Source organism: Microbulbifer sp. ABF4_143, from assembly GCF_056160225.1.
On the sequence record NZ_JBSWWT010000015.1, the window covers coordinates 36,836 to 50,393 of the forward strand.

A 13,558-nucleotide genomic window follows, 5' to 3' on the forward strand; every position below is an offset into this window, starting at 1 on the left:
AATTAAATTCCCGCCTTTTTCCGCAATATCTTCCGTATAAATAGCAAATAGACAAATAATTGTTTTGCAAACTGGTTTTAATTGTTACTAATCGTCCTATCTGGAAAAAATTTTGTAGTAATACTACAATCGCCCCCGCTTAGAGACCGGGATGACCGATCGGCCGCCAGGGCGGTCGGCGCGCCCGGGCTAGAATTCACAGTCACAGATACAGAATCACGGCAGCAGCTCATCGGTTCTCCCCGACTTTGATTTTCGCCAACGAAGGTGGTGAATTGGCGGAATTGCTGAAAAAAAGAAGCAATTTTCCGCCCGCGCTGTACTTTGCCCGATCGCCAGAAAAAGTATTCTGACCCGATGCCGCCCCTGCGGATCAGTGCCGAAGCAAGGCTCGGCGCCGCCGCGAATCCCCGGCTCGGGCCAAAAAGAAGCTACCGACTCGACGTCGTTCATTTCGCCGAGGAGCATTTAGATGCACGAAGAAACCGATAACCAGGAAACGCAGGAGTGGCTGGACGCGCTGCAGGCGGTGATCCGCTACAGCGGCAAGGAGCGCGCGGCCTTCCTGCTCAAGCAGCTGTCCGACCGCGCCACCGATGTGGGCGTGCAGCTGCCCGCGGCCATCACCACCCCGTACCGCAACACCATTCCGCCGAGCGCGGAGAAACGCATGCCCGGCGATCTGTTTATGGAGCGGCGCATCCGTTCGCTGATCCGCTGGAACGCGCTGGCGATGGTGGTGCGCGCCAACCAGAACAACGACAACCTGGGCGGCCATATCTCCAGCTTCTCGTCCGCCGCGACTCTCTACGACGTGGGCTTCAACTACTTCTTCCGCGGCAATGAGGGCGAGCAGCTGGGCGACCTGATCTTCTTCCAGGGCCACAGCTCCCCCGGTATCTACGCCCGCTCCTATCTCGAGGGCCGCTTCGACGAGGAGCAGTTGGACAACTTCCGCCGCGAGGTGAACGGCAACGGCCTGTCCTCTTATCCGCACCCGTGGCTGATGCCGGACTACTGGCAGTTCCCCACCGTCTCCATGGGCCTGGGTCCGATCCAGGCCATCTACCAGGCGCACATCATGCGCTACCTGTCCGCGCGCGGCCTGTCGCCGCGGGGCGACCGCAAGGTGTGGGCCTTCCTCGGCGACGGCGAGTGCGACGAGCCGGAAACCCTGGGCGCCATCTCCCTGGCTGGCCGCGAGCAGCTGGAGAACCTGGTGTTCGTGGTCAACTGTAATCTGCAGCGCCTGGACGGTCCGGTGCGCGGCAACGGCAAAATCGTGCAGGAGCTGGAAGGCGTCTTCCGCGGCGCCGGCTGGAACGTGATCAAGGTTCTCTGGGGCCGCCTGTGGGATCCGCTGTTCGAGAAGGATGAGAAGGGCCTGCTGCAGAAGGTCATGGACGAGGTGGTCGATGGCGAGATGCAGAATTTCAAGGCCAACGGCGGCGCCTACACCCGCGAGCACTTCTTCGGCCGCTACCCGGAGCTGCTGGAGATGGTCAAGGACCTCTCCGACGAAGACATCATGAAGTTGAACCGCGGCGGCCACGACCCCTACAAGGTCTACGCCGCCTACGCCGAGGCCATGGCGCACAAGGGCCAGCCCACGGTGATTCTGGCGCAGACCGTCAAGGGCTACGGCCTGGGTGCCGCCGGCGAGGCGGCGATGGACACCCACTCGGTGAAGAAGCTGGATCTGGAGGCGCTGAAACGCTTCCGCGACCGCTTCGGCATTCCGCTGTCCGACAAGGAACTGGAGGAGGTGCCCTACTACCGCCCGGCGCCGGACAGCCCGGAAATGAAATATATGGCCGAGCGCCGCAAGGCCCTGGGCGGCCCGGTGCCGTCCCGCCGCACCGACTTCCCGGCGCTGAAGGTGCCGGGCCTGGACGCCTTCAGCGCCCTGACCAAGGGCTCCGGCGACCGCGAGATCTCCACCACCATGGCCTTCGTGCGCGCCATCTCCGCGCTGGTGAAGGACAAGAACATGGGCAAGAACGTGGTGCCGATCGTCCCCGACGAGGCGCGCACCTTCGGCATGGAGGGCCTGTTCCGCCAGCTGGGTATCTACTCCTCCCAGGGGCAGAAGTACACGCCGGTGGATCACGGCCAGATCATGTATTACAAGGAAGACAAGAAGGGCCAGATCCTCGAAGAGGGTATCAACGAGGCCGGCGCCATGGCCGCCTGGATGGCGCTCGGCACCGCCTACAGCAACCACGGCGTGCCGATGGTGCCCTTCTACATCTACTACTCGATGTTCGGCTTCCAGCGTATCGGCGACCTGGCCTGGGCCGCCGGCGACATGCAGGCGCGCGGCTTCCTGATCGGCGCCACCGCCGGCCGCACCACCCTGAACGGCGAGGGCCTGCAGCACCAGGACGGCCACAGCCACGTGCTGGCCTCCACCATCCCCAACTGCAAGAGCTACGACCCGGCCTACGGCTATGAGCTGGCGGTGATCATCCAGCACGGCCTGAAGGAGATGTACGAGGAGAAGAAGAACGTCTTCTACTACATCACTATCGAGAACGAGAACTACGTGCAGCCGGAAATGCCCCAGGGTGTGGAAGAGGGCATTATCCGCGGCATCTACAAGCTGCAGTCCAACGCCAAGAAGGGCGGCAAGGGCGAGGCGGCCAAGAAGCATGTTCAGCTGATCGGCGGCGGCACCATCCTGCGCGAGGTGCTGGCGGCGGCGGATATCCTCGCCGACCAGTTCGGTGTGACCTCCGACGTCTGGAACCTGACCTCCGGCGTCGAGGCCGCGCGCGAGGGCCAGGATGTGGCGCGATGGAACCTGCTGCACCCGACCGAGAAGCCGCGCAAGGCCTGGATCACCCAGCAGTTCGAGGGCAACGAGTCCCCGGTGATCGCCTCCACCGACTATATCCGCTCCTATGTGGAGCCGCTGCGCGAATTTATCGACGGCGACCTGACCGTGCTCGGCACCGACGGCTTCGGCCGCAGTGATACCCGCGAGCAGCTGCGCCGCTTCTTCGAAGTGGACCGCAACTATGTGGTGATCGCGGCGCTGAACGGCCTGGCCAAACAGGGTGTGATCGATGCGAAGGAAGTGAGCGACGCAATCGTCAAGCTCAATATCGATCCGGAAAAAGTCAACCCGCGCATCAGCTAAGAAAGGGCAGAATCGATATGGCAAAACAAGTCATTAAAGTGCCTGATCTCGGCGGTGCCGATCAGGTAGACGTAATCGAAATCACCGTCGCCGTGGGCGATACCGTCGCGGAGGAGGATTCGCTGATCGTCGTCGAGGGCGACAAGGCCTCGATGGACGTGCCTTCCCCGGTTGCCGGCAAGATCCTCAGCATCAGCGTCAAGGAGGGTGACAAGGTCTCCGAGGGCGATGTGATCGGCGAGATAGAAACCGAGGCCGCTGCGGAAAGCGCCGCGGAGGAAGAAGCCGCGGAAGCGCAGGTCGAGGAGAAGCCGGCCGCAGCCCCGGCTGAAGAGGCCGCCGCAGAGGCGCCCGCGGCCGAAGCCGGCGAAGAGAAAGAGGAGCGCATCAGTATCCCGGATCTGGGCGGTTCCGACTCGGTGGATGTGATCGAGGTCTGCGTACAGCCCGGCGACGAAGTGGCCGAGGGCGATTCGCTGATCGTCGTCGAGGGAGACAAGGCGTCCATGGACGTGCCCTCGCCGAGCGCCGGCACCGTGGTCTCCATCGCGGTCAAGGAGGGCGACAAGGTCTCCACCGGCGACGACCTGGGCGTGCTGAAGGTGGTCTCGGCCGCTGCTGCCCCGGCCGCAGAACCGCCGGCGCCGCGGAAAGAGGCCGCGCCGGCGCCGGCAGCGCAGATTCCGGCCGAACCGCCGGCCGCGCCGCAGAAAGATCACCATCTGGAGCGCGATCTGACCGTCTCCGCACAGGTCTACGCCGGCCCTGCGGTGCGCAAGCTGGCGCGCGAGCTCGGCGTGACCCTGGGCAAGGTCAAGCCCACGGGCCCCCGCGGCCGCGTCACCAAGGACGACCTGCACGCCTATATCAAGGAGCAGGTGAAGAAGGCGGAGAGCGGCGCCGTCGGCGTCGGCGCCGGACTCGGCATCGCCAAAATGCCAGAGATCGACTTCAGCCAGTTCGGCCCGGTCAAAGTCGAGCCGATGAGCAAGATCCACAAGGTCACCGCCGCCAATATGGCGCGCAACTGGCTCAACGTGCCCCACGTGACCCAGTTCGACGATGCGGATATCACCGAGCTGGAGGAATTCCGCAAGTCCATGAAGGCGGAGGCGGAGAAGCGCGGCGTGAAGTTGACGCCGGTGCCCTTCCTGCTCAAGGCCGCCGCCGCCGCGCTGCGCGCCGAGCCCAGCTTCAATGTGTCGCTGCACAACGACGGCGAGCACATAGTGCGCAAGGACTATGTGCATATCGGCATGGCGGTGGATACACCCAAGGGCCTGATGGTGCCGGTGATCCGCGACGTGGACAAGAAGGGCCTCTACGAACTGGCGGCGGAAGCCTCCGAGCTGGCGCTGAAGGCCCGCGACGGCAAGCTGCTGCCCAAGGATATGCAGGGCGCCTGCTTCACCATCTCCAGCCTCGGCGCCATCGGCGGCACCGGCTTTACGCCGATCGTCAACGCGCCGGAAGTCGGCATCCTCGGCGTCTCCAAGCTGGCGGTGAAGCCGGTGTGGAACGGCGCGGAGTTCGTGCCGCGGCAGATGTTGCCGCTGGCGCTGTCCTACGACCACCGCGCCGTCAACGGCGGTGACGCCGGGCGCTTTATGACCTATCTGGTCAGCGTCCTCGGCGACGTGCGCCGCCTGCTGCTGTAGGGCGCCGCGCGCCCCGGTGGCCGGTGGTGGCTTTACGCTCCACCGGCCACCGACCACGCGTCGAATTCCGCGCATAAATCCCCCCAACTCCCGCAAGCCGAATCCCCCGCCAGCTAAACTGAAGTTGTATAAATAGTAAGCGCAGCTCTGAAAGCGAGAGGTATTCGGAAATGAAGCGCATAGGGATATTCGCTCTGCCGCTGGCCGCGGCACTGGCGATGCAAGGTTGCATTTTTCTCCCGGTGGAAAACGGCGACAGAGATGATCCGTTCTTTTTCGACCCCGATGACGCCAGCCGCCGTGCCGACTTTGTCGAAGTCGGACACTACCAGCCCAACTCCCAGTTACCGCCCTCCGCCAGCCGGCACTGCTCGGTAGAGGCGGAAATGAGCAAGGTGGGCTCCGCCTGCTGGTTTTTCCCGGTGATGCGGGTGTACTGACCGGGCGCGGGCGTGAACAGACAGCCCCCTCTCCCCACCGGGAGAGGGGCAACAGGAGGCAAACCCTATGCACAGATACGCGATAGCTATTTCCGCCACCGCGATACTGCTCGCCGGCTGCGGTGTCGCCGACACCCGCGACGAGGTGGTCTACCCCTACAGCCCGCCGGTCCCCCGCGCCGCCGAGTACCGGGCGCCGCAAGCGCAGCGGGCGCCGGCGCAACCCGCCGCGCGCAAGACCAGTTACGACGCCTGCCCCGGCGATGCCGAGGAACTGGCGGAGGGCTCCATCTGTCCACCCACCGCCCAGTGTTTTGACATTTCCGGTGGCCGCCGGTGCATCGTCTATGAAAAGTAACCTTCCCTTCGCCCTGTCCATCGCGGCGCTGCTCGGTGGCTGTGCCGGTTTCGACGGTTTCTGGGACGATCTGCGCGGCACGCCGCAGGTCTACACCCACCGTTCGATACCCATAGAGCAGATGCCGGCATTCCCGCGCCACTGTCTCGCCGGCGATACACCCGCGGCCGGACTGGGCCAGTGTCTCGAGCGAGGCATCCACTGTTACCAGCTCGACACCGGTGATTGGTGTGCCGGCCCCTATTCGCCATTCGCGCTGGAACCCGCTTACGGTATGCGCGCGGCGGAATGGTCCAAGTGACGCTCCGCCGCACTCACCCCTGGGCCTGAGCCGCCTCCGCCGCCTTTCCCCTACTGCGACGCCGCTTTCTTTCGGACCGCAGCGGAAATCCGTTATCCTTGCCCTTCACTCATCTTGTCGACAAGCCGTTAATTGGGGGAGCAATGATCGATGCGGCAGAAGCGCTGCGCCGCCTGCAGGAGGGCAATCGCCGTTTTGTGGCCGGCCATTGGGACAAAAATGCCGGGATGGATGCGAGCAAGCGCAGGTCACTGCTCTCCGGCCAGGCACCTTTTGCGATTATTCTCGGCTGTTCCGATTCGCGCGTACCGGCGGAATTGATTTTCGACCAGGGCCTCGGCGACCTGTTCGTGATCCGTGTTGCCGGCAATGTGGTGGCGCCGTCGCAGATCGGCAGTATCGAGTTCGCCGCCGAGCGCTTCGGCACACCGCTGGTGGTGGTGTTGGGGCACTCCAACTGCGGCGCGGTACAGGCCACGCTCGAGGAGCTGGAGCGCCCGCAGGAGAGCCGCTCGCCGAACCTGCGTTCCATTGTCGACCGCATACGCCCGGCGGTGGAGCCGCTGCTGGAATCCGCCGGCGGGGAGGGCGCGGAGAAGCTGGCGGAGCGTGCGGTGCGCGCCAACATCCGCGCGTCCGCGAACCAGTTGCGCCACGGCTCGCAGATACTCGAACAGTTGGTACAGAAGGGGGATCTGCTGATCGTCGGTGCCGAGTACTCGCTCGAGAGCGGCGAGGTGAATTTCTTCGACGGCGTGCCCGCCACCTGATGTCGTCCACACGAGGGAAACCGCAATGCGCTGGATGAAGGGTGTGCTGGTTGCGATAGACCAGTTGGGCAATGCGATAGCCGGCGGCAACCCGGATGCGACCATCTCGGCGCGCACCGGCTATTTCGCCCGGGTCGAGGAGACGCCGCTGCGGCCCTACTGGCGGTTGATGGAGCGGATTATCGATTTCACCTTTCTGCCCATCGACGGCCCGGACCACTGCTACAACGCCTACCTGGCGGACAAGGACGAAAAGAACGAAGAGGGCAGCGATCTGATGCGCGGAATACTGGGGCTTATAGTGATCGCCGTGTGTATTCCGCTGTCCGTAGTCACCCGGCTGTACGCGCTGATCTTTCTCCGTTGATGCGGGAGTCTCAGCGCAACAGCCAGACATTTTCCTGCGCCGGACATTTTCCCTTCAGCCCGCCGGAGACGTCGATGCTGGCCAGTTGGGTCAGATCGTAGTTCCGTTCGTAGTGTCGGCGGACCTCTTCGCTGCCCACCGAGAAGGGCGGCCCGGGCATCAGTGCCTGATCGTATTCGAAGGTAATCAGCAGCTGCGGTGCCCTGTCCGTAAGTTCCACCAGGTGCGTCGTGTAGCGGCGGCGCATTTCCTCCGGCAGGGCGACCAGTGCGGCCCGGTCGTAAATGGCATCCACCCGGCCGAGCAGTGCGGGGCTCAGGTGAAATATATCGCCGGCAAAGATATCGACACCTTCCGCCCGGTAGTGATTGAACTCGCCCGCGGCGGAAATCTCCGGCTCCACGCCGAGTTCGGCGAACAGCTGCTGCACGGCCAGCTCACTCAGTTCCGCACCGGCGACCCGATAGCCTCTGGCAAGCAGCCAGCCGATATCCAGGGTCTTGCCGCACAGCGGCAGAAAGACGCGGCTGCCTTTCTCCAGGGAAAGTGCCTTAAAATACTTGACCAGCATCGGGTTGGCTTCCCGCTCGTGGAAAGCGATTTCATTTTTCTCCCATTTGCGATGCCAAAAATCTGGATCCATATCGATTCCTCAAGCCAATTTCCGTGGCGGCACACCGGGTGCCGCCGTTCGCGGTCTATGCGGCCTGCTGCAGACGCGGCGCCTCTGCGGCGGGGCGGGCGCCGTGCGCCGACAGCTTGCGCAGGGCCACATAGAATACCGGCGTCAGCAGCAGGCCGAACAGGGTCACGCCGATCATACCGGTAAATACCGTCACACCCATCGCGTTGCGCACCTCGGCGCCGGCGCCGCTGGCCAGTACCAGGGGCACCACGCCGGCGATAAAGGCCACCGAGGTCATGATAATCGGCCTCAGGCGCAGGCGGCAGGCCTCCAGTGCGGCGCGCACCGGATCCAGCCCTCTTTCGATTTCCAGTTCGCGGGCGAACTCCACGATCAGTATCGCGTTCTTGCACGCCAGCCCCATCAGCACCACCAGGCCCACCTGCACGAACACATTGTTGTCGCCGCCGGTCATCCAGACGCCGAACAGCGCGGCGAGCAGACACATGGGCACTATCAGGATCACCGCCAACGGCAGCACCCAGCTCTCGTAGAGGGCCGCCAGTACCAGGAATACCAGCAGCAGTGCCAGCGGGAACACCAGCATGGAGGCGTTGCTGCGGTTGACCTGCTCGAAACTGAGATCCGTCCACTCTATCTGCATACCCGGCGGCAGTGTCTGCGCGGCGACCCGCTCCACCGTGGCCAGGGCCTCGGCGGATGACAGCATGGTCGGGTCCGACTGACCCAGCAGGTCCGCGGCCGGGTAGCCGTTGTAGCGGATTACCGGGTCCGGGCCGTAGCTCTGCTTCAGCTGCACCATGGTGTTGATCGGCACCATCTCGCCGCGGTTGTTGCGGGTGTAGAGGTGGTCGATATCCGCTATCTCGTCGCGGAAGGGCGCATCCGCCTGGGCCATGACCCGGTAGGTGCGGCCGAACAGGTTGAAGTCATTGATATACAGGGAGCCGAAATACAGCTGCAGCGTGCCGAACAGCTCGTCCAGGCGCACACCCTGGGCCTTGGCCTGCAGCCGGTCCACCTCCGCGTCCAGCTGCGGCACATTGGCCTGGTAGGAGCTGAACGGATAGCTGAGTCCCGGGGTTTGGCTCAGCGCACCGGCCAGTTGATTGGTGGCCGTCTGCAGCTCGCCGTAGCCGGCACCGGTGCGGTCCTGAGCGCCGCGGCGATTCTGAATGTAGAGTGAATAGCCGGAACCGGCGCCGAGACCGAAAATCGGCGGTGGCATAAAGCTGACTGCAAAGCCCTCCTTGATCTGCGCCAGCTTGCCGTTCAGCTCCGCGGCGATTTCCTCGGCGCTGCGGTTGCGCTCGCTGAAATCGTCGAACAGAACAAACACTGTGCCGACGTTGGGCGTATTGGTGGCCTGTAGCGCATTGAAGCCGACAAAGGCGGCGGCGTGGGACACGCCCTCGGTCTCCAGTGCCAGTTCGCTGACCCGGCGTGCGACCGCCTCGGTGCGATCCAGCGACGCGCCCTCCGGCAGGCGGATACTGCCCACCAGGTAGGTTTTGTCCTGGGTCGGAATAAATCCGCCCGGCACCTGGTTGAACATAAAGACCGTGCCGGCCAGCAACGCCGCGTAGACGGCGAATACCAGACCGCGGCGCTTCAGGCTGCGGCCGACAAGGCCCTGGTAGCGCTCTGCATTTTTGTTGAAGAAGCGGTTGAACGGGCGGAATATCCAGCCGAACAGCCGCTCGATAATCCGCGCGGGCATATCCGGCTGGCTGCCGTGGGGTTTCAGCAGCGCCGCAGACAGCGCCGGCGACAGTGTCAGCGAGTTGACCGCGGAGATCACCGTCGCGATGGCGATGGTCATCGCGAACTGGCGGTAGAACTGGCCGGTGATGCCGTCCAGGAAGGCCATGGGCACGAACACGGCGCAGAGCACCAGGCTGATGGCGACAATCGGTCCGCTCACTTCGCGCATCGCCTGGTGGGCGGCGGCCAGCGGGCTCAGGCCCTCCTCGATATTGCGCTCGACGTTTTCCACTACCACGATCGCATCGTCCACGACGATACCGATCGCCAGCACCATGCCGAACAGGGTCAGGGTGTTGATCGAAAAGCCCATTGCGTGCAGCACCGCAAAGGTGCCGACAATGGAAACCGGCACCGCCAGCAGCGGAATCAGCGATGCGCGCCAGGTCTGCAGGAAGAGGATCACCACCAGCACCACCAGCAGCACCGCCTCCAGCAGGGTTTTGATCACCGCCTTGATGGAGGTACTGACGAACACCGTCGGGTCGTAGGCGATCTCCCACTCCAGCCCCTCGGGGAAGTGATCGTCCAGTTCGGCCATCTTCTCGCGCACCGCCTGCGAGACTTCCAGTGAGTTGGAGCCCGGGGCCTGGAAGATCGGCAGCGCCACCGCCTGGCGGCCGTTCAGCAGTGCGCGCAGCGTGTCCTCGGATGCGGCCAGCTCGATACGCGCGACATCCCGAAGGCGGGTGATCTCGCCGTCGCTGCCGGTTTTCAGCACCACATCGCCGAACTCCCCGGCGCTGGCCAAGCGGCCCTTGGCGTTGATGGAGATCAAAAAGTCGTTTTCCCCCGGCATCGGCTGGGCGCCTATCTGACCGGCGGATACCTGCACATTCTGTTCGCGCACAGCGTTGACGATATCCGATGCTGCGATGCCGAGGGCGGCGGCCTTCTGCGGGTCCACCCACAGGCGCATGGCGTAATCGCCGGCGCCGAACAGGCCCGCCTGGCCGACGCCGGGGATGCGCGCCAGTTCGTCGCGGATGTGCAGCACCGCGTAGTTGCGGATATAGGTGGCATCGAAGCGGTCGTCCGGCGAAAGCAGGTGCACAGCCATCATCAGGTTGGGCGACTGCTTCTGGGTGGTGACCCCCTGGCGGCGCACATCTTCCGGCAACCGCGGCAGCGCCTGGGATACGCGGTTCTGCACCTGCACCTGGGCCTGATCCGGATCGGTACCCAGCTTGAAGGTCACCGTCAGCGACAATGTGCCGTCACTGCCGGCAACGGATTTCATATAGATCATATTCTCCACGCCGTTGATGGCCTCCTCCAGCGGCGTGGCGACGGTTTCGGAAATCGTCTTAGGGTTGGCGCCCGGGTAGCGCGCGGTCACGGCGACGCTGGGCGGCACCACCTCCGGATATTCGCTGACCGGCAGCACCGGAATGCTGATCAAGCCGACGACGAAGATGATGATCGACAGCACCGAGGCGAAGATGGGCCTGTCGACAAAGAAGCGGGAAAAATTCATACAGAGTTACCCCGTGTGCGGCTTCGGAAACCACAGCAAAAAATTCGAAATTCAATAAATGCTTTGTAGGAGCGGCCCATGGCCGCGATCGGAATACGGGTAAACGATATAGTTCGATCGCGGCCATGGGCCGCTCCTACAGGGGGAAGCAATTGCGGATCAGCGGCTGGCAATCTGCCGTGTCGAATCCGCCCCGCGCATCTGTACCAGCTCCGGCTGCACCGGCATACCGGGGAAAAAGATTTTCTGCAGTCCGTTGACCACCACCCGCTCGCCGGCCTGCAAACCGCTGCGGATCACCACCAGCTCGTCCTGCTGCGGTCCGGTTACCACATCGCGGCGCTCGGTGACATTCTGCTCGTTCACCACATACACGTAGCGGCGGTCCTGGTCCGTCAATAGCGCCCGGCTGTCCACCAGCAGCGCCCGCTCCAACTGTTCGGTGGGCATTTCCACCCGCGCAAACTGTCCCGGCTTGAAGGTGCCGTCAGGGTTCGCGACCACCGCGCGGAACTGGATGGTGCCGGTGTGGCTGTTCAACTGGTTGTCGATAAAATCCAGCTCGCCGGTATGCGGGTAGCCCTCTTCACCGGCCAGGCCGATGCGCACCTGCGGGCGCTGCTCGGGGGTAAAGAAGGTGCGGCTGCCGACGAAAGTCTGCTGGTCGCTCTCGAAATAGACGTACATAGGGTCCACGGAAACCAGCGTGGTCAGCAGCGTCCGGTCGGCGCTGGCGAGGTTGCCGCGGGTGACGAGCGCGCGACCGGCGCGGCCGTCGATCGGCGCTCTGATCACTGTGTACTGCAGATCCAGGCGCGCATTTTCCAGCGCGGCCTCGGCGGCGCTGACCGCGGCGCGGTCGGAATCCCGCGCGGCCACGCGCTGGTCGTACTCCTCGCGGGATATCGCGCGGTTGCCCAGTAGCTGCCTGGCGCGCTCCGCCCGGCTCTCGCTCAGGGTCAGCTGGCTGCGGGCGCGGGCCAGCTCAGCCATGGCCGCGCGCTCGCGGGCGCGGTAGGGGCGCGGGTCTATCGTGAAGAGCACATCGCCGCGCTTGACCAGTTCGCCCTCGCTGAAGGAGACCTCTTCGATATAGCCGCTGACCCGCGGGCGCAGCTCCACGGTTTCCGGTGCGGCCACGCGGCCGGTAAAGTCGCTCCAGAGTGTGGCCGGCCGGGCGGTCACTTGCGCCACTTCCACTATCGCGGGCGGCGCCTGCCGGCCGTCCGGCTCACCGGCGCCGCATCCTGCCAACACCAGCGCCAGCAGGCCGAGCAGTGATAATTTCGGTTTTCTCGCCATTGCGTCATTACTCCCTCAGATACGGCAGAGTCGAAAATGTCGGAGGCACGGCCTCCGACGGCTGCAAACCATAGCGGTGCGCGGTGGCCTGGCGGTATCCGGTTACTGCCGGCTGATTGCCTAATTCTGCTTGGATCGGGCTGGCACTGAGTGGTCGCGCCTTCGGCCTCGCCGCGGGGTTTGCCGCTAATGCAAGTTTTTATGCTAGCTGAAGGCCTTGTCAGGAAGTGTCAGCAGACATCGGTAGGGGGCGGGTTGCTTATTACTGCTCGGTGATTGCCTAATTCTGCAAAAGTCTAAGCGCCTTGCCTAAAGCTCCGTATACTGGGCCAAGTCAGATTGAATCGGCCCGCTGACTGCCGGGTCGGGAGGGGAGACTATGTCGATAGAGCACAAGCATTCCGCCGCGCGGGAGCTGGAGGCGGCGCGGGTCAAGCTCGCGCGCAAGATACTGCGCTGGGCGCCGGAGCAGGGGTTGCAGGAGTCCGCCCTCGAGGGCGTCGCTCTGATCCGCTCCGACGAGGCAACCAGTTGTGTCTCAACGGTATACGAGCCCTCCCTCGGCTTTATCGTGCAGGGCAGCAAGACGCTGCAACTGGGGGACAAGGAGATCTCCTACGGTGCCCTCAGTTACCTGGCGTCGTCGGTGCACCTGCCGGTGCTGGGGGAAGTAAAGGAGGCCTCGCCGGAACAGCCGTTTCTGGCGGTGAAGTTGATTGTCGACCCGCAGGAGGTGACCGACCTGGTGCTGGAGCTGGGCGACAAGGCGCCGGAGCTGGAGGCGGAGTTCGACTGCCCGGAGATCAACTGCGGCCTCTGTGTGGCGCAGATGGATCTGGGCATGCTGGATGCGGTCAGCCGCCTGGTGGGGCTGCTGGACAGCCCGGCGGACGCAGCGATACTGGCGCCGCTGGCACGGCGGGAAATCATCTACCGCGCGCTGATGGGAGATATGGGCGCGCGCATGCGCAAATTCGCGGTGGCGGACAGCCAGGCCAACCGCATCTCGCGGGTGATCGCGCTGCTCAAGGACCGCTTCGCCGAGCCGTTGCGGGTGCGCGATCTGGCCGAGCAGGCCAATATGAGCGAGTCGTCCCTGTACCACAGCTTCAAGCAGGTCACGCGCATGTCGCCGCTGCAGTTCCAGAAGCGGCTGCGCCTGCACGAGGCGCGGCGGCTGATGCTGGCCGAGGGGCTGGAGGCGGCTTCCGCCAGCTACCGGGTCGGCTACGAGAGCCCGTCCCACTTCAGCCGCGAGTACAGCCGCATGTTTGGCGCGCCGCCGCGGGCGGATGTGAACAAGCTGCGCGGCGAATTGCGGGTGCCGGCGTGA

Annotated in this window: 11 protein-coding genes; 8 read left to right on the forward strand and 3 right to left on the reverse strand. The window is 64.2% G+C overall.

Annotated elements, in window-relative coordinates; all coding sequences use genetic code 11:
- The first annotated feature begins 472 nt into the window (after positions 1–472).
- The 7 genes from aceE to ACXAF3_RS12850 all read left to right on the forward strand — a co-directional run bounded on the left by aceE (position 473) and on the right by ACXAF3_RS12850 (position 7,036).
- The gene (gene aceE, locus ACXAF3_RS12820; protein WP_475112703.1) at positions 473–3,142 is read left to right on the forward strand and encodes a pyruvate dehydrogenase (acetyl-transferring), homodimeric type; all 2,670 of its coding nucleotides are present in this window, start codon (positions 473–475) and stop codon (positions 3,140–3,142) included.
- A 17-nt stretch (positions 3,143–3,159) separates the two neighbouring features.
- Positions 3,160–4,800 (forward strand): dihydrolipoyllysine-residue acetyltransferase, encoded by a 1,641-nt coding sequence (aceF, locus tag ACXAF3_RS12825; RefSeq protein WP_475112704.1) that lies wholly within the window; start codon positions 3,160–3,162, stop codon positions 4,798–4,800.
- Between the two features lie 170 nt (positions 4,801–4,970).
- Positions 4,971–5,240 (forward strand): hypothetical protein, encoded by a 270-nt coding sequence (locus tag ACXAF3_RS12830; RefSeq protein ID WP_475112705.1) that lies wholly within the window; start codon positions 4,971–4,973, stop codon positions 5,238–5,240.
- 67 nt (positions 5,241–5,307) lie between these two features.
- Positions 5,308–5,598, forward strand: coding sequence for a hypothetical protein (locus ACXAF3_RS12835; protein WP_475112706.1), 291 nt, complete (start codon positions 5,308–5,310; stop codon positions 5,596–5,598).
- Complete coding sequence (locus tag ACXAF3_RS12840; protein ID WP_475112707.1) at positions 5,588–5,899, forward strand: hypothetical protein; 312 nt, start codon at positions 5,588–5,590, stop codon at positions 5,897–5,899. Before ACXAF3_RS12835 ends, ACXAF3_RS12840 begins: the two co-directional genes overlap by 11 nt.
- Positions 5,900–6,042: 143 nt before the next feature.
- Positions 6,043–6,669: a carbonic anhydrase gene (locus ACXAF3_RS12845; RefSeq protein WP_475112708.1), complete on the forward strand. Its 627-nt coding sequence runs from the start codon at positions 6,043–6,045 to the stop codon at positions 6,667–6,669.
- A 25-nt stretch (positions 6,670–6,694) separates the two neighbouring features.
- Entirely contained in the window at positions 6,695–7,036 is a 342-nt protein-coding gene (locus ACXAF3_RS12850; RefSeq protein WP_475112709.1) for a hypothetical protein, read from the forward strand.
- Between the two features lie 10 nt (positions 7,037–7,046).
- Here the strand turns inward: ACXAF3_RS12850 and tmpT are convergent, their stop codons facing one another.
- The 3 genes from tmpT to ACXAF3_RS12865 form a co-directional block, all read right to left on the reverse strand.
- Positions 7,047–7,679 (reverse strand): thiopurine S-methyltransferase, encoded by a 633-nt coding sequence (gene tmpT, locus ACXAF3_RS12855; RefSeq protein ID WP_475112710.1) that lies wholly within the window; start codon positions 7,677–7,679, stop codon positions 7,047–7,049.
- A gap of 55 nt (positions 7,680–7,734) precedes the next feature.
- Positions 7,735–10,923 carry an efflux RND transporter permease subunit gene (locus tag ACXAF3_RS12860; RefSeq protein ID WP_475112711.1) on the reverse strand — a complete coding sequence of 1,063 codons (3,189 nt, stop codon included), beginning with the start codon at positions 10,921–10,923 and terminating at the stop codon, positions 7,735–7,737.
- 159 nt (positions 10,924–11,082) lie between these two features.
- Positions 11,083–12,225: an efflux RND transporter periplasmic adaptor subunit gene (locus ACXAF3_RS12865; RefSeq protein WP_475112712.1), complete on the reverse strand. Its 1,143-nt coding sequence runs from the start codon at positions 12,223–12,225 to the stop codon at positions 11,083–11,085.
- Between the two features lie 379 nt (positions 12,226–12,604).
- On the opposite strand from ACXAF3_RS12865, the gene ACXAF3_RS12870 reads away from it, so the two are divergent.
- Entirely contained in the window at positions 12,605–13,558 is a 954-nt protein-coding gene (locus tag ACXAF3_RS12870) for an AraC family transcriptional regulator (protein ID WP_475112713.1), read from the forward strand.

Bases quoted from the DNA above. Each gene is read 5' to 3' on its own strand.
- aceE (WP_475112703.1), top strand. From the start codon at position 473: ATGCACGAAGAAACCGATAACCAGGAAACGCAGGAGTGGCTGGACGCG.
- aceF (WP_475112704.1), top strand. From the start codon at position 3,160: ATGGCAAAACAAGTCATTAAAGTGCCTGATCTCGGCGGTGCCGATCAG.
- ACXAF3_RS12830 (WP_475112705.1), top strand. From the start codon at position 4,971: ATGAAGCGCATAGGGATATTCGCTCTGCCGCTGGCCGCGGCACTGGCG.
- ACXAF3_RS12835 (WP_475112706.1), top strand. From the start codon at position 5,308: ATGCACAGATACGCGATAGCTATTTCCGCCACCGCGATACTGCTCGCC.
- ACXAF3_RS12840 (WP_475112707.1), top strand. From the start codon at position 5,588: ATGAAAAGTAACCTTCCCTTCGCCCTGTCCATCGCGGCGCTGCTCGGT.
- ACXAF3_RS12845 (WP_475112708.1), top strand. From the start codon at position 6,043: ATGATCGATGCGGCAGAAGCGCTGCGCCGCCTGCAGGAGGGCAATCGC.
- ACXAF3_RS12850 (WP_475112709.1), top strand. From the start codon at position 6,695: ATGCGCTGGATGAAGGGTGTGCTGGTTGCGATAGACCAGTTGGGCAAT.
- tmpT (WP_475112710.1), bottom strand. From the start codon at position 7,679: ATGGATCCAGATTTTTGGCATCGCAAATGGGAGAAAAATGAAATCGCT.
- ACXAF3_RS12860 (WP_475112711.1), bottom strand. From the start codon at position 10,923: ATGAATTTTTCCCGCTTCTTTGTCGACAGGCCCATCTTCGCCTCGGTG.
- ACXAF3_RS12865 (WP_475112712.1), bottom strand. From the start codon at position 12,225: ATGGCGAGAAAACCGAAATTATCACTGCTCGGCCTGCTGGCGCTGGTG.
- ACXAF3_RS12870 (WP_475112713.1), top strand. From the start codon at position 12,605: ATGTCGATAGAGCACAAGCATTCCGCCGCGCGGGAGCTGGAGGCGGCG.